Consider the following 22755-nt stretch of genomic DNA (forward strand, 5'->3'; position numbering starts at 1 on the left):
CGGCCCAATAACTGTTCGATGCTGTTACGAGCGGCTCGAATATAGCCATTATGGCTTGTGACATCGTCATCTCAAAGTTGGCATAGATGATCCACTGCAGAGCCAAACAAGAGGGATGATGATCATAAAAGGAATAAGTACGCGGAACGTCCGCATCACATAAGGGGGAACACCGTCAGGCATTTCAATGGTAATCCCTTTTTTAATCAAAAAGTTCATCAATTCAGTAACGATGATACTAAGAATGATGGCTACGAATAACCCTTCGCCACCGAGCATGCCAAGCACTTCACCGAATTGTATTTGCTCAATGTCGACCATCGGGAATGCGGTCATTAGAAAGGCAAGCATTGACAACATGCCGGCCATAACCGCGTCCACATCAATTCGTTGTGCGAGACTGTAGCCGACACCAAAGGCGACAACGAGCGCCATCAAACCGAACGTTAAGTTAAACGGAAACAACAGTTGAGCCTGGATCGGTTCGACTGCATTCACCCACGCGTCTACCATGGGCCCAAACACCGGTGTGCCACTGATTTCATCAGGAGGATTAGCGATAATTAAGAAGATGGAACCTGTGATGATTACAGGCAGTGCGAAAATAACAAACGCATCACGGATCGACTGCAGATATTTATTTTGCGCAATCTTACCGAGTGGTTCCATCAGATGATCTTCAAGCCATTGAATCATAAGAGAACCTCCTCTATTCCATTAGTTGTAATACTTGGTCAAGCACTTTGTCTCCGTTCATCAAAGCAAATGCTGTCTGATCAACCATCTCTACAGGTACGTTGTGCGGCTCTGCAATTCGCGTCACTTCTTTTCTTAAATGGCGAACTTGCGGTTCCAATAGGGCCACATCGTAATCTGACGCTTTATCTTTAAAGTCACCGGTGCCCCCTGCATCAATCTTTGCCGTGATGCCTCTTTTTTCCGCGGCTTGCTGTACTTTCTTCGCCAATTGACTCGAAGTTGCTCCCCAACTGCACAAGATAATGACATTAATAGACTGTTCTGCCATGTCGATCACTCCTTGATTTTTTTGATTTTGCTTGCGTCAGAATAACATTTGCTTTCTCATCGACAACTTTGTAGTGGCCCATGAGCCACCTTGAGAACCATGTGGCCGCTAGTAACACCACCGTGAAAGCGATTCCAAATAGGAATAGAGATAACCCATTCGGTTGGCCGCTCAGCCAGTGAAAAACGGTATATCCATTCCAAATCACAACGAACGCCAACGTATACCAAAAGGATAATTTTCTAAGCAATTGAATCCTCCTTTCTTGTTCAACCCTCTATAATGCAAACGCTGTGCCAAATTAAAAAAGCCTACAATAGCAGGCTTTTCTTCAATGTGTGCAATGAGGCTGCACACTTAATCGGAAAAATAATCTTGAAGAACTCCGAGCATTCCTTTCGTGTAACGATGCTCGGTGATGTTCTCGTGTCTTCGTTTCGCTTCGTCAGTGGCGTTGGCGAGTAAGTAACCGTGGCGAACAGCTTTCACCATTTCCAAGTCATTGCCGCTGTCGCCGAATGCGAGCGTGTGCTCGAACTCGATCGAAAACATTTGATTGATGAAGTGAACAACTGCCTTCTTCCCTGTGCCTAACGGCGTGAAGTCAATGTCGTAAGCATGTTCTGGATCTCCCGCAAGAGGGTTGCATCGGTTCATATTAAGGTTTAAATGATTGGATGTAGCGAGTTGAGAAAGGGACGCCAAGTTCTTGCGGTCATTTTCCTCGTCAATCATGTAATAATAATAATTTCGTTTGTATGAGGATGGGCTATGCTGCGTTTGGGAATGTAAGGAGACGTCTGTTTCCTCTACGAATTTTGCGACGCGGTCATTGAACGTACTGTCATGAATGTGTTTTAGCCACTGCTCGTCTCGTTCAAGGATGCCTGATTCATTGATCCAGTAAATCTCAGTTCCTAAATCAGATGCAATAAAGTGCGGCATGTAGTGATGACCGCTTTCCAGCTTTTGGAGTGCAGACATGATACTGCTCCCGGTTACAAGACCGAAAAGAACATTTTGACGTTTGGCAAGAAAATCCTCAAAAGCATGTAACGCCTTTGCAGGATGATGCGTATGACAATAATACGTTTCGTCCAAGTCGGAATAGATGATGTGTTCAACAGGTGCTAATAAAGGATAGCGCTTTACGTTTGTTTTCATTTGCAGTCACCTCATTCACGTATAACTGCAAAGTTTATGCCATCTCTTGTCGTTCGGGGCTGAAGCTAACGTGTGCAGAACGACTGCACACGTTAGCGGGCGAGTTTAACTGAACCACGCAAGAACTCATCAGGAATGAATATGTGAAAGGATACTTCAATTTGCTTTAAAAACGGAAACCACAACTTGTACTCTTCAGGGAGAACTTTAAGGTCAGGGTACGCCGGAATGGTAGAAATCAATTTTTTCTCCTCATTGTTCATCTGTGCATCAAGCATGCGATCAATAAAGACGCCGATGTGCATACTCATGCCGAGTGAGCGGTCAAATTCCCAATCATAATATTTACGTAATCCCGGGATGTGCTCATCTAACAGTTTGCAAAAAAGAGCGGCGTCTAAATGGGAGACGATTTCGTTAAGGCCGGGTTCGATGATGCACATGCTGTCTTCTGAAAGAACATTCTCAGGTTCAGTATGCGACGAATCATATTTTCGGGTCATTTCGAGTAACTTAAACAATCTTGAACTGCCTTCTTCTTTCAGAAGCTCCCACGCCGGGATGAAAGGAACCTCATCCATCGAAATGGACACCGTACCGATAATCGCGATCATCTCATAGTAATCTTTCAATTGATACAAAAGTGATGTGTCACGTGTAACCGGATCGACACGGACCGTTCGGATGACAACATCATCGTCAGCGGTGGTCAACTGACTGGCAATCCATTCCTCAAGTAACTGAGCAGCTCCTTCGCCAGTAAAGCATACGGTCGCAATTACACGTTTCTTCTTCGGTAAAGACGGTGCTGTTTCATGTCGCATGAACACGGTCATCGCATCGTAAGCGGCCTCGTAAACCTGATGTGCGGTAATCCCTTCAACGAGCGACTTCCGGCCCGCTTCTAAAACCATGGGCATATTTACACAGGAGAGGGTGTGTATGGCAGATTCCAATCCGTGAGCGTATCCCCCATCGTAACGAGCGAACCCATATCGACGAGCAGGAGAATGCCATTATACGAATGTTCTGTCACTGCGGTATCGATTCGTTTACGCACATGTTCATATGTTTGTTCGGCAGAGACGTCTAACGGCATATCAACAGCTTCAATGACGTGTGTGCCAACAATGTGTTCGTGACTTCAGCCATTGATGAAGCAGCAGCTCTTCCATGTGTGACAAGTAGAACGTAGACCGATTGATTTGCCCAAGGATTGTTGTCGGATGGTTCTGTCCGTAGAAAGTGAGCGATCAAGTTTATTTCTTCTTCGGGAAGCGACAACCCAATGGACTGTTGTGCATGTAATGCCAGTTGTCTAGCAGCTTCCAGTTCTTCTGCTGGTGCACGCGATATGGCAGGCAACGTACTTGAGTGACCGTGACGATGCTTACGGTAATTTTGCAAATGGAGCCCGATCACATACAATCGTTTTTCATCTAGTTTTATTGAGCTGCCTTTTACAAGGGGAAAAGGTGCCTGCTGAAGCGTTTGGAGCAAATCAGCATCAATCAAGTTCAGCCAAGCACCGCTTTCTAGCTTTTCTCGTGATTGATGTGTGAGCAAATCTTCAATATATTCATTTACGACGTATTGTAAGGTGTCTTCGACCGTCTTTTGGTTTGAAGATAGGACGTTTATGTGCAGTTCATTGAGGCGCTCATAGATGCTGACCGGTTCTGAATCTGCATCCGCAGTTTTACCGTTCAAACTGCGTTTGATTGGTAAAAAGTCATCTTTAATCACCACTTCACTTAGCCCATTGTTCAAGTAATGCAAGTATGCCCTGGCGCATGCGATTTGAATGTCGCTCTTTAGTTGTCCAATGTTGCCTGGACATGCATAGGTAAGCAAGAGCTCCCTGCCGGAATCGTCAATGGAAAGAGAGGCATCCATTTTTTCTTCTTCAGCATGTAAGAAATGGTTGAGCAAATCACTTCGTTCTTGGCGCGGACGCTGACGCAAAGGCGGCACGGTTAGATGAAGAGATAATCGCCGTAATAACGTAGGAAGAAGAACGTTATGCGGAGCCTCCGTTGTGGCGGCAATTAACGTTAACTTCGCTGTGCGCTCACGCGTCGCTTCACCAAGACGTCGGTATACCCCTTTATCAAGCAAATAAAAGAGCATTTCCTGACCTGCTTCTGAAAGTCTATGAATTTCATCAAGAAATAAAATGCCGCCGTTCGCCTGCTCTACGAGGCCTTGTGTATCTTGGGAAGCGCCGGTATAAGCGCCTTTTCGCATGCCGAAGACTTGTCCGACGAGAAGTTCAGGATTGTGTGCATAATCAGCACAATTAAATGAGATAAATGGCGTGCCAGCTTCAATGTATGACCTTTGCATCGCCATTTCGTATAATTTTTCGGCTAGGTACGTTTTCCCTGTACCCGTTTCCCCATCTAACAAGATATGCAAACTTTGAAAAGGATAAGAGAGAGCAGCCATTCCTTGTTCCATCAACGGCTGCAAACTCTCACTTATCGTTACCCCAGATGTAGATAAAGGTTGGTAACGAACAGGCTTGCCCGCTACTTTTACCGCTTTCTCTAGTTTTACCAATTCATTCAAATAACGCTCGCCGTTGACCGGTTCATAGTAAGTGACGTCGCAACATCCGCCGCACTGGCACCTCGGTCTATGAAACGATGAAGATTCTCCAACACGTCATCCAGTCTGCTCATAGCATTACACCTCAAAACCGATACTTTATTCATAGTCTAACAGTACGGTCCAGTAAGTTGCCAGTGTATTGTGTCAATAGAAATGTGAGGATACGAATCCATCTGGCAGGGGAAAGGGGACACTGACCTTTTCTTAACGATATGCACCGTCTGGGAGGTACTCTCAATCTACGCGAGAGCAAACGGCATGTTCTATGAGAGGAGCTTTAGCTTTCATCACCAGAAAAAGGATTAAATATGTACCATCGAATTGTCTAGGTTACGAATTTCAGTTTTGGAGATATATTTAGAGGAGGAAACCAGCTTATAGAATGTTCTTTAAGCCGGTTTGTGGAATTCATGATTTCTGGTTCGTGCTCATCAGGCGTGAACTTTCGATCTTCGGAAACAGGGTGTGCTTATTGATTATCCACTGTGTGACTCGCAATACTTATAGCTAATTAGAGAACCACTACTCCCTGAAATTTTGCACACAAAATTACAAATTACGCACCCATACAGGGTGCGACACTGACAGGCGCGGTATTTCTGACGGGATAGCATTTCAATCCACGCACCCATACAGGGTGCGACTGCGAAATAAATGGTCTTCTGACCTACTTTCGCTTATTTCTTCTTCTCATAATTACTCATTAACACTTTAAAGGCAATTTAAACCTGGCGCCATTACATATTCTCACACAATTGACACGAATTTTGGTGCGGGTCCCTAGGGTTTTATGTTCGCTTCGGGTTCGCACCTGACTTTTACTGCTGATATAACGAAGTTTCGACACGGTTCGACGACGAGCATGGTAACGAATCGTTAAGGCCGTATTTAACTTTAAAATCAGTCTTAATGTTGCTCTTGAGCAATAGCAGGTGTAAAGAATTTACCCAACAAATAAGTGATTGTATAGAATCCAGTTGCGAGCACCAGATTATTTAGGATGAATATCCAAGAATTGTGAATGAGCGCGATAAATGTACTTGTTAATACACCTAAAACGATGGCCAATACGAATAGAATGCCGAATACTATTGCAAAGGTTTGGGTCTTAATTAGAAGATAAGTGACAGAATAGATAATTAATACAGGTGCAGAAATCGCAAGGTAAAGGGCAGCGAACCCAGATGACGCTACGTCAATCATATTGCTTTGCATCGGACCTGTGGAAACGGCAAACAGAAATAAGGATAATACGAGCAATAAAGTAAGGAGCGAACTAATCAGCACTGGCCACGTGCGAAGTGTCCTCCCGTTATGAAACGCATTGTGAAGATCATTATATCAAATTTTCTGACTAATAGTAAATCCCGCATACATGTCTATATGCGGGATTGTTACAAGAGAATCAAGAACACTACTCGCGCTAATCAACTAGCGCTGTATGGGAAAAAACATCTCCGTCACTAATGTACTCCCCGTCGTATTTCAAGTAGTAGGTCGTATCACTTGGCTTCGGGAAACAATGATGTCGGGTGACGGTATTCATGAAGCATCGTGTTTGAGCGATCAACTGGATAAATATCAAAATCACCATTTTCACGGTCAAGCTGGTCGGTACCGTTATACGGGGCATCCATGAGCTCCAGCTTGTCCCAATCCAACGTCCGCTCCGCACTTACGGAAAAGTGATCTCCCTCATCGACAGTCGCCCCTGCTGTGGCCATTTCAATTCCGTTTACGGTATAGTTCTCATTGATGATCGCTCGGTCAAGAAACATGGAAAGCTGGCTACGTGTCAACGATTCTGTCGGACGAAAATGCTGTCCTGGGCCGACGCCGAGGGAGCTCACATTCGTATGAAAAATCGCCTCGATGTTCGGCTGATGCACGTCAGACGCCTCGTCAAGATCAGCAAGCGAGCCTTCAGTGTTACAGCCATACGCGTAAGTAAGTCCACCATTCACACAATCACGCAACTCAAACGCCCGGTTCAATACCGACGCCATCTGCTGCCGGGAAATCGGTTCGCCTGCACTAAAGCGCGTGCCACCATCTTGGCCAACAAAAATGCCCGCCTCGTGCAACGCCACAGCCGCTTCATAATACTGACTATCCGCAGATAAATCCACAAATGGATTCTCTTGACCTGAAGCTTCTAGATCAAGGGCGCGGTACAGCATGTTCGCCACCTGCCCGCGAATGATCGTCTCATTCGGGCGGAACGTATTGTCCGAGTAGCCCGTAATATTCTCACGCTCCACATTTCGGTATGTAGAATCCGTATCATAAATCGAATCGTGGTCATCAAAATGAGCCACCTCCGCCGACAAAGGCTCCGTCAGAACTAGCCCACCGACCATCACCATGATTCCAGTCAACAAACGTTTCATCAAGACTCTCCCTTCGAAACTCGTAATCCGTGAAAATTGTAACACGAGGAGAAATATTTGTAATGTTAAGGTGACAGAAGTTGTCAGGGTGCGGGGTAGAGTAGAGGGGTGGTGGAAGAGAATTCGAAATTACTGAAATTCATGTGAGTTCTAGGTCTATCTATAGTATAATCTCCCTAAATAATATTCCGAGGAATGGTGAGAAAATGCGTGGTAACTTTTCTTTCTTAAGTGGCAAGTGGAAGGTGCTTGCGAATTTAGGAGAAACAGCTGAAAAGAATGTACATCAAGACCCCCATACAACGATTATGAAGCTTCGTTTGTTTGCAGAGACGTTAGCTCAATTTGTGTTAGCTTCTGAGAATATAAAAGAAGTTCAATGCACGACAATAAACTTGTAATTTAGTAAAATAATAATATACTACATGAGACGTGCTTTTATAGTATAGCAATGGAATTAAAAATAACTATGAAAATAAATATTAAAGTATAGTTTAAGAGATCTTTTAGGAGGAAAAGTTATGGCAGGAAAACAATCAGGTTTAAACACGTTAAGTGGTAGTAGTCAAACTCCTAAACGGAAAATATATGCCATTGATTTGTTCTCTGGGGCAGGAGGATTAACTCATGGTCTAGAAAGAGTTGGAATTGATGTAAGGTTAGGCATTGATATTGATCCTGCTTGTGAATACCCATATACCGAAAATAATAATGCTAAATTTCTTTTGAAATCAGTCGAGGAACTGAAAGGGAGAGAAATCGCTTCTTATTATAGGCATAATAGTATCAAATTATTGACAGGTTGTGCGCCATGTCAAACTTTCTCTACATATAATCAAAAAGCAACTCAAGATGATAAACGATGGTGGCTTCTAAAAGAATTTTCAAGGATAGTTAGAGAGGTTAATCCTGAATTGATAACTATGGAGAATGTACCTAATTTGGAAGGACAAAATGTATTTGAAGAATTTTTAGGTGATCTAAAATCCCTAAATTACCATGTTAGTTTTGAGGTTGTGAATTGTGCTAATTATGGGGTACCTCAAAATCGTAATAGGTTAGTATTACTAGCTTCTAAATTTGCTCCAATCAATATATTGCCACCAGAGGTGTTTACTAATGGAGCAAAAACTGTACGTGATGCTATCTATGAATTACCACCTATAAAATCAGGAGAAATATATAAGAATGATCCGTTACACCAATGCTCTGAATTAAATGAGCTCAATTTAAAAAGAATTCAATCTTCGAGGCCGGGTGGTACTTGGAGGGATTGGGACGAAGATCTAATAGCGGAATGTCATAAAAAAAAATCTGGAAAAACTTATCCCAGTGTTTACGGCAGAATGTCTTGGGATTCTCCGGCACCAACTATGACAACACAATTTATTGGTTTTGGGAATGGGAGGTTCGGACATCCTGAACAAGATCGAGCTATTTCATTAAGAGAAGGAGCAATCCTTCAAAGCTTTCCAAGTGACTATGAATTTGTACCAAAAGGGGAGCCTGTCATTAGAAAGTCCATTGGTAGACTAATTGGTAATGCAGTTCCAGTTAGGCTTGGTGAAGTGATTGGATTAAGTTTCCACAAGCATTTAAGAGATAATATTAGAACTATACAGGATTATTTTAGGAGTGAGAAGGTAAATGGCTAAGGCTAATAACATAAATGAAAAACAATATATAATTTCTGTACCAAAGCCAGGCCAACTTGTAGAAGTTAGAAGACGGCAATGGGTAGTTACACAGGTACAAGGGTCTTTGTTAGAACTATCTAAAAAGCAACACCTTGTAAAGTTAACTTCTATTGATGAGGATTCACATGATGAAGAATTACAAGTTATATGGCAACTAGAACCTGGTGCACAAATCATTGAAAAAGCAGGCCTTCCCAATATGTCAGGATGGGATACTTCTGAGCAAATAGAAGCATTTCTTGATGCAATTCGTTGGGGCGCATCAACCAATGCAGATAGATCCCTATTACAATCTCCCTTCCGTAGTGGAATTACAATTGAAGATTATCAGCTTGACCCAGTAGTACGTGCCATTGATATGGCTCGAGTAAATTTATTAATAGCGGATGATGTTGGTCTTGGTAAAACAATTGAAGCAGGATTAGTAATTCAGGAGCTTTTAGTTCGACATAGAGCCCACACTGTTCTAGCGATTTGTCCCTCTTCACTTCAGTTGAAGTGGCAAATTGAGATGCAAGAAAAATTCGGTCTAGACTTTCGCATTGTTGATACCAATTATGTTAAACAACTTAGGAGAGAACGAGGAATACATGCAAATCCCTGGACATCATTCCCTCGTTTAATTACTTCTATGGATTGGATGAAAAATGGAGAAGGACTTAGACAAATCAAAGAGATCTTACCACCACATGAATGCTATCCAAGGAAATTTGATATTTTGGTGTTGGATGAGGCACATAACGTTGCTCCTTCTGCAACATCTAACTATGCAATTGAAAGTCAGAGAACTAAATTGATTCGTATGCTTTCCCCACATTTTAATCACCGTTTATTCTTAAGTGCTACCCCGCATAATGGGTATCAAGAATCTTTCACTTCCTTACTTGAGTTACTTGATGACCAGCGATTTGCAAGGACCGTAATGCCCGATGAAAAAAAACTACAGCAAGTAATGGTTCGACGTTTGAAAAATGATATTGTAGATGAGAAGGGGCTATCTGTTTTTCCAGGAAGGAAACTTGAAGCCTTAGAAGTGGACTATTCAAAAGAGGAAATTGAGGTAAATCGTTTATTACAAAATTTTATTGAAATTAGAAAAAGAAATTTAGACGAGAATCAAGGAAATTACGGAGAAGATTTCATTTATATTTTATTAAAGAAAAGACTTTTCTCTTCACCTATGGCATTCGCAGGTACCCTTGCGAAATACTGTAGTGGTATAGAAAGTGGACGGAAATCCAAGTTGGAAAAAAGCAAAATGGGTAATCGTATATTACGTAATGCAATAATGCGAATCAATGACGATTATTCAGATGATGAATTATTTGAAGAAGAGTTACACGATGCTTTAGATTTAGCTACTAATACCTCTACTCCACTTAGTAAGGAAGAACGTGAAATACTAAATAAGATTTCACGATGGGCAGAGGATGCAAAGGTTAAAAAGGATTCGAAAGCGATTGCGATTATAGAGTGGTTAAATAGTCATCTGAAAAATGGTGAAGAATGGAATAATAAAAGGGTTGTTTTGTTTACAGAATATCGTGCAACACATACTTGGTTGCATCAAATTTTAACAAGTCATGGATTTGGTGGTAATCGTTTAATGTTTTTACACGGAAGTATGTTACCAGATGAACGTGAGCAAGTAAAAGCAGCATTCCAAACAGATCCAAATGTCTCACCCGTTCGTATATTGTTAGCAACTGATGCAGCATCAGAGGGAATTGATTTACAAAATCATTGTAATTATCTAATTCATGTTGAAATACCATGGAACCCAAATGTAATGGAGCAAAGGAATGGGCGAATAGATCGGCACGGACAAAAGGAAAAACATGTATATGTTTGGCATCCGGTAGGTAAAGGGTTTGATCAAGATAAAACTACTCAAAATGTAACAAAGGTTATGGGGGATCATGTATTTTTAATGCGTGCAGCTTTGAAGGTTGATCGAATTCGAGAGGATTTGGGGAGTGTTGGCTCAGTTATTGCTCATCAAATTGAGGAAGCCATGTTAGGTAATCGAAAACAGTTAGATACTAGTCTTGCTGAAACAAAGGCTGAAAAGAGTCGTAGGGTGATCCGAGTTGATAGGCAATTAAGGGAAAAGATCAGTAGGTTGCATGATCGACTTATGGATGCTAAGGATAGTTTTCACCTAGCTCCAGAAAATATATATCGAGCAGTAAAAGTGGCTTTGGAGTTAGCGGAGAAACGGGAATTAAAACCCATAGAGTTCTTAGGCGTTCCTTCTGGAAAAGTATTTGAGGTTCCAATTTTGCCGGGGTCATGGGGACAAGCAACAGTAGGCCTTGAGCACCCTCACACTGGTAAACGCCGTCCAATAACCTTTGATCATGATATAGCAAAAGGGAGAGATGATGTTGTTCTTGTTCACTTAAATCACAAATTAGTTCAAATGAGTTTACGGCTTTTAAGGGAAGAGATATGGAAGTTGGATGACTCTAAAAAGTTAAATCGCATATCTGTAAGGGGTGTACCAGATGCTATATTAGAAGACTGTGCAATTGTTATCCAATCACGACTAATTGTAACCGGTGGTGACCATCATCGTATACATGAGGAGTTAACCTTTGCAGGTGGTTTACTCAAAGATAAAGGATTCTTGAGGATACCTCAGGTTACTAGGGTTGAATCTCTTATGGAGTCTTCGTCACAAGTTGAACCTAATAACAATTTATTTTTAAAGCTAAAAAAACGGTTTTACATGAGTGAAGAAGCAATACTTGCTACAGTTGAAGCACGATCTCAAGATCGTTTAAAATATCTAGAAAATACTATAGATCGTAGAAGGGATAGTGAAATTAAGGATATATCGACTTTATTGGATGATTTAAAGAATATTATCGAAAGAGAACTCAAAGACCAACAAACTGAGCAGTTACAATTGTTTGAATGGCCAGAGGATCAACAAAATCAACTTCGTCGTGATTTAAACTCTTTACGAGATAGGTTAAAAAGGATTCCATCTGAAAAAAAATTAGAAATTGAACTATTAAGAAACGTTATTCTAATTTAACTGACAGAACATTCCCTGTAGCGGTTGTTTTTCTAGTACCTAAATCTCAATTGACTGGAAGTGAAAAATGATGAAAAATATATCCCGACATTATGAATGGCTTTCCTTGATAGAGATTTCCGGATCTTTTTTATCTATTCCTGTTTTAGAAAGGGCATTTCCACAAGGATTGGATTTTGTTGATTCGAATATACGTAAGAATGTTCGTGCAGCTTATGAAGAGTGGTTTGAGGCCAAAGAAAGTAAAGATCCAGACCTTTATGATTTAAACAGAGAGTGGGTAAAGCTTGTTTTATCTGATGTTCTCGAATATGGTGATGAAGTTTTGTTTCAAAACAATAAGGAAACTGGATATACATTAGAAGCTACTGATGGCTCTTCTAGCTTCACTCCAGATTTTATAGTTAAAGGTGACATCAAGGGAAAACCTCGTTTATTAATATCTATTCAAGAACCTCATACTGATTTATTATCAGTAGAAAATAAGGATAGTTGGATAGTATCGGCTTTTGATCGTATGAAAATGTTGAGTCGGAATATAAGTATAAACCTTGGTTTGATAACTAATGGTGAACAATGGATGTTAGTATATAGATCCAAAGATGGAGTATATGGTCATGTATCTTGGTATTCGCGTTTATGGTTTCAAGAACCAATCACTTTAAAGGCATTTCAATCATTATTAGGTGTACGTAGAAGTTTCGGACCTAAAGAAGAAAATATTGAATCATTGCTAGAAGAATCTTTAGATTATCACGATGAAGTTACGGAGACATTAGGTGAACAGGTTCGTCGAGCAGTAGAAGTACTTGTGCAGTCCTTAGATATAGCAGACGAAGATAGAAACCGAAAATTATTAGAAAATGTATCACCTGACGAGCTATATGAAGCAGGTTTAACAGTAATGATGCGTCTAGTTTTTTTACTATGCGCTGAAGAACGTGAATTATTATTTCTAGGTGATCCTGTCTATGACCAGCATTATGCAATTAAGAATCTTAGGAGTCAACTAGCGGAAGATTCTGATAGACATGGCCCTGAGGTTTTAGAAAGACGTAATGATGCATGGGCTCGATTACTTTCTTTGTTTCGTGCAGTATATGGTGGAATAGAACACGAAGCACTTCGTTTATCACCACTTGGTGGTACATTATTTGATCCTGATCGTTATCCTTTCCTAGAAGGTAGAGATAAAGGTAGTAAATGGACTGAAGAATATGCTAAGCCACTACCAATTGACAATCGTACTGTGCTACTTTTATTGACTTCTTTACAAGTACTTGAGCAAAGTGGTGGTGCGATATACCTTTCTTATAAAGGACTTGATGTTGAACAGATTGGACATGTATATGAAGGGTTACTTGAAAATACAGTAGTTCGTGTTCCAGAAGTTACTTTAGGCTTACAAGGGTCACAAAAGATTCAAAATCCTAATATTCCGCTATCGAAACTTGAGGAATTAAAAAATAAAAACTTTGAAGACTTAATTAACTTACTTAAGGAAAAGACTGGTAGATCAGAGTCTGCCCTACGTAATGCTATTTCTACTAATATAGACGAAGATAAATTTTCAATTTTAATTAAAGCTTCCGCTGGAAATATAAAATTAGCTGAACGTATAAAACCTTTTATGAAATTGCTAAGAACAGATGCTTGGGGAGATTTAATTGTTTATCGAGGAAATTCTTTTATTGTAACTACGGGTACTGAAAGACGTGAATCAGGTACTCATTATACTCCTAAATCTCTAACAGAATCTATAGTATCAACACTCTTGAACCACTGGTATTTCATGGTCCATCTGAGGGTAAAGAACTTAAAGAATGGTATCTTAAATCACCTTCAGAAATAATAAATCTTAAGATTTGTGATATGGCTATGGGGTCTGGTGCCTTCCTAGTGCAAGCTTGTCGGTGGATTGCTCAACATTTAGTTGAATCATGGAATAGAGAGGAAAAAGAAGGTAGGATCATATCGATTAATGGAGAAGTACATGATTCATATCTAGGAGAAACAATGCCTAGACAGGCAGATGATAGGCTTTTAATAGCTAGAAGAGTTGTTGCAGAAAAATGCTTATATGGTGTTGACTTAAACCCCATGGCTGTTGAACTGGCTAAGCTTTCAATATGGCTAATTACGTTATCAAAAGGACGACCCTTTGGGTTCCTTGACCATAACCTTCGTCATGGTGACAGTCTTTTGGGCACTTATAATATAGAACAATTGAAAAAGCTAAACTTTAACGCTGAAGAAGAAAATCAGCAATTACGTATATTTGGAGACTTGATTGAAAAAAAGGTAGCAGAGGTACTCAGACTTAGAAAAAAGATACGTGGAATTGCGATAATTGATATTTACGATGTAAAAGAAAAGGCTCGAATAGACCAAGAAGCAAGGGAAAGGATTAAAAATGTAGAATTAGTAGCTAATGCAATGGTCGGAGAAGTATTGCGATTTAATAGTAATAATAGGGTATTAGAAAAAGCTTTAGACACATTATCTACAGAAGTTTGGGATATGTTTAATGGAAATAAAAAATGGTTAATCATATCTTCAAAAAGTCCCATGAAGGATTAATGAAAGTTTCGAAAAATTCAAATGAATTAAGGGGGCCTTTCCATTGGCCTTTAGAGTTTCCTGAGGTTTTTGTAAGTGGAGGCTTTGATGCAATTATAGGAAACCCACCATTTATGGGTGGAAGGCGTATGAGAGGGTCACTTGGTGATTCAATGATGGAATGGTTTTCTTTTTCGTGGCCACACGCAAGCCTTAATGCAGACTTAAGCTCTTTCTTCTATTTACGAGCAGCAAATTTACTAACTACTGGTGGAGAGTTTGGCCTGTTAGCAACACAAACAATAGGTAAAGGTGACACAGCTAGAACAGGTCTTTCGCACTTAATCCAGAAAGAAAAAATAACAATTCGAAATGCATTATCTTCATTTACATGGCCAGGAAAAGCATCAGTTACTGCAGCGCTTGTTATAGGACATAAAGGTATTTGGAGGGGGATCAAGTACCTTGATAATAGCAAGGTAGATAAAATTTCACCAGCTCTTGATAAACTTGAAGGGTGGGGGAAAGCTAAGGCCCTAAAAATGAATAAAGATAAAAGTTTTCAAGGTTCTGTGTTAAGAGGAAAAGGATTTATATTATCAGATGAGGAGGCTAGAACATTCCTCCAAGAAAGGTCGATTAGTAGTCAAGTTATTTCCCCTTTTATGAGTGGTGAAGATCTTAATTCAAGTCCTCAACAAAAAACAATTCGTTGGACAATAAATTTCAAAGATATGGAATTTGATGAATGTGAAAATAATTGGCCAGAATTAATGGAACGTGTTAGAGAACTTGTAAACCTGAAAGGGAAAAAGCAGCAAAAAAGCAAACAGATCGAGAAAACTGGTGGCAACACTGGAGAATACGAAATAAGCTTTATGATCAAATAAACAATAATTCCGAAGTTTTTGCCATATCAAGGGTGACAAAATATGTAATGATATCGAAAGTCCCGGCACAACAAGTTTTTAGCGATGCTTTAGTGGTATTGGATTTACCCAACTGGTCAAGTTTTGCTATGTTACAGTGTTCATTCCATGAACTATGGGTTCGTCGAGAAAGTTCTTCGATGAAAAAAGATATTAGATATACACCGTCAGACAGTTTTGATACCTACCCATTTTTACACACTAATAGTGATAAACTTGAAAAGTTAGGTGAAGAGTATTATAAACTTCGACAGAAAATAATGATTACTCGTAATGAAGGGTTAACAAAGACTTACAACCATTTTCATAATTCTGATGAAAAATCTAGAGACATTCAAGAATTACGGAAATTACATGAAAGTATGGATAAAGGAGTTACAGAGGTTTATGGATGGAAAGACATAAATCTAAATCATGACTTCTATAACACTAAACATGGTATACGTTATAAAATTTCAGAAGAGGCACAACACGAGGTTTTAAAACGTCTTCTTGAACTTAATCATGAGTTATATGAAAAAGAACTTAAAAGGAAATCTGTTGTAAAAAAAAGTAGAAAAACAAGTAAGAAAAAGCAGGACGATCAATCGAAGGAAGAAGAGCAACTCAACCTCTTTAATTAATAAAGTGGCACTGATTTAAAAAGTAAAGAATGAGGGGATAAAATGAGTGAAGAAAATAGAAAGGTTTTTAAAGCAGATATAGAAGGTTCAGAACCCGGAGTAAACCGAAATGCATGGTTAGTTTGGGTTGAAGATTACCAAAGTGTACAGAATTTCACATTAACTTTAGGTGTTTCAGGACCTGAGTGTCAAGGAATACATACGGGTGACCCTTTTTTAATTTTTTCTGAAACGAATAAAGTATTATTCCCAATCGCATTTGCAAGAGTATATCTCAAACGCTCTACCTTAACTCAAACAACTTTTTATTTCGATGGTTATATACCTATTACTTCCAGTGACAAACTTAATCTAAAAACATTCCCTAGTGATGAACAGGCACCAATTAAACGTCTGGAATGGTCAGAATTTGAGAGGGAAATCATGGGGATTTATGGTTATGACTTCTCCTCTTTTAAAACTATCTCTGGGGAATCTCCCCAAGAACAATCATATATTCGTACACTACTTGAAAATGCTGTTAAGGACGATCTCCTTGGTCCAGCAGACGGTCCAGATGAAGAGATAGTTGGTATGAGTGTTAGAGATAGATATATTATTGGAAGATTAGCACCAAAAGAAACACATGAGGAAGAATTTGATGATTATGGTTTAGCATACTCATCTGTCAGTTCTGCTGGTGCAAGTGGAAGAACTGATGACGATGAGTCAAGTGGTGGGAGAGATGTATCCACAAATCAATCACTTGTCCCATCATCATTTGGAGTTACATTTTGTGTCAATGAATCGGTTGAAAAGTTACTTGTTGATGCCAGCTGGGGTAGATATATACGTGTTAAAAGTGATAAAGAGGACATTAAAACTGGAAAGCAACTTCGTGCATGGAAGAGAACACCTTTAGGGGATAAGAAGATATTAAAACTATCTCAAGGGAAAATACAACCTTTTATAATTGATAAAGAATGTCCGGAGGTTTTTATTCAAGGTACAGTATACCCACCACTTGAAAACGGTGATAAAATGGTTACTCTTTTCCTAGTTAATAATCAAATAAAGCCTGAACAAAACCAAGATGCAGCTTGGATATTTCAACCTGAATTATTGATAAGAGATATAGAAGGTAATGCTGTCTTTAGAAGAAGACCTATATTAAATGACGATTCTGAATTAGATATAGAGCGTCAATCTCTAGAAATGGTGTATAGGAATGAAGTTGAGTTTGCAGTCGGTCACGGAGTATCAGTGCATGCTACACCCGATATAAATAATAGGAACCACGCAACAGATATTCATACAAGTGTATTGCCTAGCTATGAAATCCCTGTGACTGAAACACCAGGCTAAATTCAGAAGATCGTCAAGCTATGCGCCAAATGGTTAATGAAAGTTATCTGGATATGGAAAATTTAGCAACTATGGATCAACAGGAACTTTGTGCTGCATTATCAGTCTTAACTAATGATTATCAACAATGGATACAGGAACAAAGGAAGAGAATTGGCAAATCGGTCAAAGGTTTTGATGGTGTCGCTTCAGATGCCATGGATCGATGTGAAGAAATATTAAGGAGGCTTCGGGAAGGGATATCAGTACTCAGCTCTGACAACGATGCATTAGAGTCATTTCGTTTTGCAAATAAAGCAATGGCATCTCAGCGAATTCGCAGTATCTATTCATTAAGGCGGAGACGTGGAAATAATTTAGATTACGAAACACTTAACGTACCTAAAAATAGATCTTGGCGGCCTTTTCAGTTAGCATTTATGCTTTTATCAATACCATCTTTAGCTGATCCAGAACATAAAGACCGTACAAATCAAATTGAAGCTTATGCCGATTTATTATGGTTCCCTACTGGTGGTGGTAAAACTGAAGCTTATTTAGGGGTTGCCGCATTTACAATGGCTATAAGAAGAAGGCAAGGTAAACTTGGGGAACTAGATGCAGACCGGGGATTGTCTGTCATTATGCGCTATACATTAAGGTTATTAACCTTACAACAGTTCCAAAGGGCAAGTACCCTTCTTTGTGCAATGGAAGTTTTAAGAAAAGCTAACCCTGATAAATGGGGGAATCACCCTTTTACAATAGGTTTATGGGTTGGAAAGAAAATTACGCCAAATACTACTGAACAAAGTCACGAATTTATAGAGAATGAAAGAGAAGAAAAACGGAGAAATGGATCTACTCCTGCACAACTCACTAGTTGCCCATGGTGTGGTAGCGAAATATCACCAGGAAGAGATATTCAAGTTGATAGAGATATTGGGAGGACATTAATTTTTTGTGGGGATAAATATGGTAGATGCGAATTTAGTCGTGCAAAATCACCAGAACTAGGACTTCCAGTTCTTGTTGTAGATGATGAAATTTATCGAAATCCTCCATCAATGTTAATAGCAACAGTAGATAAGTTCGCATTAATGGCTTGGCGAGGAGAAATTAGGACACTTTTTGGATATGTTTCAGAGGAATGTCCAAGACATGGATTTATTTGGCCAGGTTCTCAATGTACTGGAGAACATAGAAAAAAAGGTAAGTATCCTTCTACTACCGTAAAACAAGTTACAAAGGTTAGACCACCAGATTTAATAATTCAAGATGAGTTTCATTTAATAAGTGGACCTTTAGGAACAATGGTTGGCCTATATGAGACTGCAGTGGACTCTTTATCAGCATGGGAGTATAACGGGAAAAAAGTTATGCCAAAGGTTATTGCATCTACAGCTACTGTAAAAAAAGCAGAAGAACAAGTTACAAATGTGTTTATGCGCCAAGTTTCGGTCTTTCCTCCGCAAGGACTTGATATTGGTGACAATTTCTTCTCGGTACAAAGACCAAAGGAACAAAACCCGGGCCGACGATATTTAGGGATTTGTTCCCCTGGTAGCTCGAGACCTGCTGTTTTAATACGTGTATATGTAGCTTTATTAACTGCAGCTCAATCATTATACAATCATTTTGGACAAGTTGCTGATCCTTATATGACTTTAGTTGGGTATTTCAATTCATTACGTGAACTAGGCGGGATGCGACGACTTGCTGAGGACGATGTCCAGACTCGAGCGTATAAAGTTCAGATGAGCGACATTGAAAGACCAGGTTTAAGTCAGAGAAAACTTAGGAATATAGAGGAGCTTACTTCAAGGGTTTCAAGTAGAGATATACCTAAGAAACTTGACCAACTTGAAGTTGAGTTTAAACAAACATGGAACAAGGGAGAAACCCAAGCTATAGATATTGCTTTAGCAACAAATATGTTATCTGTCGGAGTTGACGTTAATCGTCTTGGATTAATGATAGTAAATGGTCAACCTAAGACTACAGCTGAATATATTCAATCTACAAGCCGTGTAGGACGTTCTTTTCCAGGGTTAGTTTTTACAGTACTAACATGGTCCAGACCAAGAGATTTGTCCCATTATGAAACCTTTGAACACTATCATTCAACATTCTATAAACATGTGGAAGCTCAGTCTGTTACTCCTTTTGCACCAAGAGCGTTGGATCGTGGACTTACAGGAACTATGATAAGTATCATAAGGTTAATAAATGAAGAATTAAACCATAATGAGGGAGCTCAAAAATTGGATAGTACGTCTAATTCAAAAGCTAAAAATGTAAAAGAAATCATTTCTCAGAGGGGATGGACAATAAAAGATAGGAGTATTTCGGAAAGAGTTGACGGAATGGTAAAAGAACGTATTGATAGTTGGGTTAAAGAATCTAATGAACCAGGGAGAAAACTGGGATATGAATCAGAAAGAAAAAAAGGAGATCTAGCACCGTTATTAAAAAGACCAGGGAGCTTATCGTGGGATAAATTTACAGCCCCAATGTCTATGCGTGAAGTTGAACCTGGTGTTCAACTCATAATGGATGTAGATTCATTATCAGAAGCCCCTTCTTGGAAAATGAGAAAAAAAGACAATGACGGGAGGGAATCTTAAATGAGTACACACAGAGTAGGTGATGTTCGACCAACGCAATTACTTTGGACATATGGTCCTGGTGCACTTATAGATCTCCCAAACCTTTCAGTTATGACTATGGGATTGGAACGGTGGGATGAAGAACAGTGTACTCCTGTAGAAGAGGCTAGATTATTGGCAGCTGTAAAAAAAGTTCTTGGAAAACAAGTTGAACGACTACGTATCCCTCCTTATTTAAGGGATGAAAATGCTAGCCCGTTATCTGCTGAAGGTAAAATAGGTGTTCCGGTCAGACCTTTTCCACGTTGGCTTAGATGTGTTAAGTGCCAATTACTTGCAGAATACGATTCAGGATTATTTAAAGTAAAACCAAATCCCTTTCGTCCGGAAAAAATACATTTTGTACATGAAAACTGTGAAAAGGGTTCTAAGTCAGAAGCAGTACCTGCTCGTTTTCTACTAGCATGTAAAAATGGTCATTTAGACGATTTTCCTTGGCATTGGTTTGTGCATGGGGGTAAAGATGATTGTAAAGGAACTTTACGTTTTTTCGAGAGTGGTGCTTCTTTACAAACAGAAAACCTAAAGGTTAGATGTGATACCTGTAAAAAGAGTAAGTCGTTAGCATTAGCTTTTGGAAAAACTGGTCAAGAAAATCTTCCGGCTTGCCGTGGTCGTCACCCACATTTGGATAGCTATGATTCAACTTGTGACGAGGATCCAAGAGTCGTTTTACTTGGGGCAACCAACAGTTGGTTCCCTATTACCTTGTCAGCACTAGCTATACCAATGGAGAAAAATCCTTTGCTTCAACTAATAATAGATGGATGGACATACTTTGAAGATGTTGAATCAGAATCGGAAGCTAAGGCTACAGTTAAAACATTGTCTAAAAGTGGTGTACTACCGGGGATAGGACAGTATGATTATAAAGATGTATGGAAAGCAATCCTGGATAAAAAAGAAGGAAATTCAGGTGAGGAACTTGTTTCTGAGAAAGATATAAAAGTACCAGAGTGGGAGGTTTTAACCTCGTCTTCTCCACCAACCGATTGGCCTCATTTCCTAAGTAGAAAAGTAGAGCCACCACCAAATTTTCAAGTAGAAATTGAAAATGTATTACTCTTAGAGAGGCTTAGGGAGGTTAACGCTTTAATTGGTTATACTAGAGTGGAAACAATTGAGGAGTATATGGACGATAACGAGCGTCCAACAATGGCTAGGCTTACAAAAGGTAATCCTAAATGGGTTCCAGCAAGTGAGGTTCACGGAGAAGGAATATTCATTCAGTTTAAGGAAGAGCAAATAATAGAATGGGAAAAGAGAGCTGCGGTAGATGTGCAAAACACAAAACTAGTAAAAGGACATCGTGGTTGGAGAAATGCACGCAAATTAGATTCTGAAGAAGGTTATCCTGGAATTAGATATACTATGTTACACACCTTAGCGCATTTGTTGATACGTGAATTAGCCCTAGAATGTGGTTATAACGAAGCTAGTATTAGAGAAAGGATTTACGGAGATAAAGATGAGTCAATGGCTGGTATATTACTGTATACTGCTGCAGCCGATTCAGATGGTACATTAGGTGGATTGGTTGAACTTGGGATCCCTAAAAATCTTGGTAGGTTAATTGAACAGGCACTACAAAGAGCAACTATATGTTCGTCGGATCCTATGTGTTCTGAACATGATCCTAGAGAAGATAGATCCCTTCATGCTGCATCTTGTCATGCATGTTCATTTGTAGCTGAGACTTCTTGTGAAAAAGGGAACCGTTATTTGGATAGAACTCTTTTGGTAAGTACATTGGACAATGATGATGCTGCATTTTTTAATAGGGAGAATTATGTTAGATGAGTAAACTTTGGGACGTAATTGCCCATTTAGGGATAGAATTGCATCAAAATAGAATTGATTATATGGTACGAAAAATTTTGAAAATAAATTCTCCTAAAGAATTAGCCAGTCCATCATTTAAAAGAGGGTTAAATATCAATAGTGAGTCGATAATACAGTTAATAAGTGCTTGGGAACAACAACCTAGTATATCAGCAAAAGAAATTGCAGCTGCTTTAAAATCAGCAAGTATAACCTCGCATAAATCAATTAAACGTCAAGGATTGATTGAATTGGTATGGACTGGACCACCTACAGATATGGTTCCTGTTAGGCAAACTGAGCAAGTCCTGAATGAAGTTATTGATTTAGCGAAGATTAGAATTTTTATAGTTAGTTTCGTTGCATATGAAGTTTCTTCTATAGTAAATTCATTAAAAAGAGCCGTGGAAAGAAACGTAAGAATTGATGTATTACTAGAAGTTTCGGATGAGCAGGGTGGAAGAGTCAGTTATGATTCAATAAACTTAATGAAAGAAATGATACCTCATGTAAATATATATATATGGGATCAATATGAAAAAAAATCATCTGAACAGTATTTAGGAGCTGTACATCCAAAATGTGCAGTTTCTGATGGGAAACTCGCCTTTATTACTAGTGCGAATTTGACCAAAGCCGCAATGGAAAAGAACATGGAATTGGGTGTACTTATTAAAGATGGAAAAGTTCCTGAAAAACTAGACTTACATTTAAAAGCACTAATAACAATTGGAATTATAAAAAAAGTAAAAGTGAATTGACTACACTAATTTGGATAACTTTATTGTGGAGGATTACACTACAAAAAAAGAACCCACAAGGAGTGAATATCATGTCGCAACTAAAAGAAGAACGCCTAACGTTCACTCCTAAGTTTTAAAAAAACAAACGGCTCAG

19 protein-coding genes and 1 pseudogene are annotated in these 22755 nt (G+C 39.3%); 11 read left to right on the forward strand and 9 right to left on the reverse strand.

What is annotated here, in order from left to right:
- Nucleotides 1-66 precede the first annotated feature (66 nt).
- The 9 genes from JCM19039_RS26470 to JCM19039_RS09590 form a co-directional block, all read right to left on the reverse strand.
- The gene (locus JCM19039_RS26470) at nucleotides 67-696 is read right to left on the reverse strand and encodes a PTS transporter subunit EIIC (RefSeq protein WP_255343650.1); all 630 of its coding nucleotides are present in this window, start codon (nucleotides 694-696) and stop codon (nucleotides 67-69) included.
- A 13-nt stretch (nucleotides 697-709) separates the two neighbouring features.
- A complete protein-coding gene (locus JCM19039_RS09560; RefSeq protein ID WP_042426487.1) occupies nucleotides 710-1027 on the reverse strand; it encodes a PTS sugar transporter subunit IIB in 318 nt (105 codons plus the stop codon).
- Nucleotides 1008-1277: a hypothetical protein gene (locus tag JCM19039_RS09565; RefSeq protein ID WP_042426490.1), complete on the reverse strand. Its 270-nt coding sequence runs from the start codon at nucleotides 1275-1277 to the stop codon at nucleotides 1008-1010. The genes JCM19039_RS09560 and JCM19039_RS09565 overlap by 20 nt, the downstream gene beginning before the upstream one ends.
- Before the next feature lie 107 nt (nucleotides 1278-1384).
- Nucleotides 1385-2191 (reverse strand): HAD-IIB family hydrolase, encoded by an 807-nt coding sequence (locus JCM19039_RS09570; protein ID WP_042426493.1) that lies wholly within the window; start codon nucleotides 2189-2191, stop codon nucleotides 1385-1387.
- Between the two features lie 92 nt (nucleotides 2192-2283).
- On the reverse strand, nucleotides 2284-3147 hold the full coding sequence (locus JCM19039_RS09575; protein ID WP_193744195.1) for a hypothetical protein: 864 nt from the start codon (nucleotides 3145-3147) through the stop codon (nucleotides 2284-2286).
- Complete coding sequence (locus tag JCM19039_RS24350) at nucleotides 3114-3290, reverse strand: hypothetical protein (protein ID WP_193744196.1); 177 nt, start codon at nucleotides 3288-3290, stop codon at nucleotides 3114-3116. Before JCM19039_RS24350 ends, JCM19039_RS09575 begins: the two co-directional genes overlap by 34 nt.
- Nucleotides 3281-4762 carry a sigma 54-interacting transcriptional regulator gene (locus JCM19039_RS09580; protein ID WP_042426498.1) on the reverse strand — a complete coding sequence of 494 codons (1482 nt, stop codon included), beginning with the start codon at nucleotides 4760-4762 and terminating at the stop codon, nucleotides 3281-3283. Before JCM19039_RS09580 ends, JCM19039_RS24350 begins: the two co-directional genes overlap by 10 nt.
- 948 nt (nucleotides 4763-5710) lie before the next feature.
- Nucleotides 5711-6091 (reverse strand): hypothetical protein, encoded by a 381-nt coding sequence (locus JCM19039_RS09585; RefSeq protein ID WP_042426501.1) that lies wholly within the window; start codon nucleotides 6089-6091, stop codon nucleotides 5711-5713.
- A 215-nt stretch (nucleotides 6092-6306) separates the two neighbouring features.
- Nucleotides 6307-7194, reverse strand: coding sequence for an S-layer homology domain-containing protein (locus JCM19039_RS09590; RefSeq protein ID WP_042426504.1), 888 nt, complete (start codon nucleotides 7192-7194; stop codon nucleotides 6307-6309).
- A 206-nt stretch (nucleotides 7195-7400) separates the two neighbouring features.
- Here JCM19039_RS09590 and JCM19039_RS09595 point away from each other — a divergent pair.
- The 11 genes and pseudogenes from JCM19039_RS09595 to drmC all read left to right on the forward strand — a co-directional run.
- A pseudogene (locus JCM19039_RS09595) lies at nucleotides 7401-7583 on the forward strand (hypothetical protein); the annotation flags it as partial.
- 132 nt (nucleotides 7584-7715) lie between these two features.
- On the forward strand, nucleotides 7716-8849 hold the full coding sequence (locus JCM19039_RS09600; protein WP_042426509.1) for a DNA cytosine methyltransferase: 1134 nt from the start codon (nucleotides 7716-7718) through the stop codon (nucleotides 8847-8849).
- A complete protein-coding gene (gene drmD, locus JCM19039_RS09605; RefSeq protein WP_202963194.1) occupies nucleotides 8842-11934 on the forward strand; it encodes a DISARM system SNF2-like helicase DrmD in 3093 nt (1030 codons plus the stop codon). The genes JCM19039_RS09600 and drmD overlap by 8 nt, the downstream gene beginning before the upstream one ends.
- Nucleotides 11935-12001: 67 nt before the next feature.
- On the forward strand, nucleotides 12002-13786 hold the full coding sequence (locus tag JCM19039_RS09610; RefSeq protein WP_152550158.1) for a hypothetical protein: 1785 nt from the start codon (nucleotides 12002-12004) through the stop codon (nucleotides 13784-13786).
- Nucleotides 13787-13806: 20 nt separating this feature from the next.
- Complete coding sequence (locus JCM19039_RS23750; RefSeq protein WP_193744197.1) at nucleotides 13807-14514, forward strand: Eco57I restriction-modification methylase domain-containing protein; 708 nt, start codon at nucleotides 13807-13809, stop codon at nucleotides 14512-14514.
- On the forward strand, nucleotides 14514-15383 hold the full coding sequence (locus JCM19039_RS23755) for an Eco57I restriction-modification methylase domain-containing protein (RefSeq protein WP_042426511.1): 870 nt from the start codon (nucleotides 14514-14516) through the stop codon (nucleotides 15381-15383). The genes JCM19039_RS23750 and JCM19039_RS23755 overlap by 1 nt, the downstream gene beginning before the upstream one ends.
- A complete protein-coding gene (locus JCM19039_RS09620) occupies nucleotides 15356-16045 on the forward strand; it encodes a type IIL restriction-modification enzyme MmeI (RefSeq protein WP_307190221.1) in 690 nt (229 codons plus the stop codon). Before JCM19039_RS23755 ends, JCM19039_RS09620 begins: the two co-directional genes overlap by 28 nt.
- A gap of 42 nt (nucleotides 16046-16087) precedes the next feature.
- Entirely contained in the window at nucleotides 16088-17389 is a 1302-nt protein-coding gene (locus tag JCM19039_RS24800; protein WP_202963195.1) for a hypothetical protein, read from the forward strand.
- 20 nt (nucleotides 17390-17409) lie between these two features.
- A complete protein-coding gene (drmA, locus tag JCM19039_RS09625; RefSeq protein WP_202963196.1) occupies nucleotides 17410-19995 on the forward strand; it encodes a DISARM system helicase DrmA in 2586 nt (861 codons plus the stop codon).
- A complete protein-coding gene (gene drmB, locus JCM19039_RS09630) occupies nucleotides 19996-21837 on the forward strand; it encodes a DUF1998 domain-containing protein (RefSeq protein ID WP_042426517.1) in 1842 nt (613 codons plus the stop codon). It begins immediately after the preceding gene.
- On the forward strand, nucleotides 21834-22619 hold the full coding sequence (gene drmC / locus JCM19039_RS09635) for a DISARM system phospholipase D-like protein DrmC (RefSeq protein WP_042426521.1): 786 nt from the start codon (nucleotides 21834-21836) through the stop codon (nucleotides 22617-22619). Before drmB ends, drmC begins: the two co-directional genes overlap by 4 nt.
- Nucleotides 22620-22755 lie beyond the last annotated feature (136 nt).

This window comes from Geomicrobium sp. JCM 19039, from assembly GCF_000698145.1.
In the GTDB taxonomy this organism is placed as follows: domain Bacteria; phylum Bacillota; class Bacilli; order Bacillales; family Marinococcaceae; genus Geomicrobium_A.

Bases quoted from the DNA above. Each gene is read 5' to 3' on its own strand.
- JCM19039_RS23755 (WP_042426511.1), top strand. From the start codon at position 14,514: ATGAAAGTTTCGAAAAATTCAAATGAATTAAGGGGGCCTTTCCATTGG.
- drmB (WP_042426517.1), top strand. From the start codon at position 19,996: ATGAGTACACACAGAGTAGGTGATGTTCGACCAACGCAATTACTTTGG.
- JCM19039_RS24800 (WP_202963195.1), top strand. From the start codon at position 16,088: ATGAGTGAAGAAAATAGAAAGGTTTTTAAAGCAGATATAGAAGGTTCA.
- JCM19039_RS09600 (WP_042426509.1), top strand. From the start codon at position 7,716: ATGGCAGGAAAACAATCAGGTTTAAACACGTTAAGTGGTAGTAGTCAA.
- JCM19039_RS09570 (WP_042426493.1), bottom strand. From the start codon at position 2,191: ATGAAAACAAACGTAAAGCGCTATCCTTTATTAGCACCTGTTGAACAC.
- JCM19039_RS24350 (WP_193744196.1), bottom strand. From the start codon at position 3,290: ATGCCGTTAGACGTCTCTGCCGAACAAACATATGAACATGTGCGTAAA.
- JCM19039_RS09590 (WP_042426504.1), bottom strand. From the start codon at position 7,194: ATGAAACGTTTGTTGACTGGAATCATGGTGATGGTCGGTGGGCTAGTT.
- drmC (WP_042426521.1), top strand. From the start codon at position 21,834: ATGAGTAAACTTTGGGACGTAATTGCCCATTTAGGGATAGAATTGCAT.
- JCM19039_RS26470 (WP_255343650.1), bottom strand. From the start codon at position 696: ATGATTCAATGGCTTGAAGATCATCTGATGGAACCACTCGGTAAGATT.
- JCM19039_RS09610 (WP_152550158.1), top strand. From the start codon at position 12,002: ATGATGAAAAATATATCCCGACATTATGAATGGCTTTCCTTGATAGAG.
- drmD (WP_202963194.1), top strand. From the start codon at position 8,842: ATGGCTAAGGCTAATAACATAAATGAAAAACAATATATAATTTCTGTA.
- drmA (WP_202963196.1), top strand. From the start codon at position 17,410: ATGCGCCAAATGGTTAATGAAAGTTATCTGGATATGGAAAATTTAGCA.
- JCM19039_RS23750 (WP_193744197.1), top strand. From the start codon at position 13,807: ATGGCTATGGGGTCTGGTGCCTTCCTAGTGCAAGCTTGTCGGTGGATT.
- JCM19039_RS09560 (WP_042426487.1), bottom strand. From the start codon at position 1,027: ATGGCAGAACAGTCTATTAATGTCATTATCTTGTGCAGTTGGGGAGCA.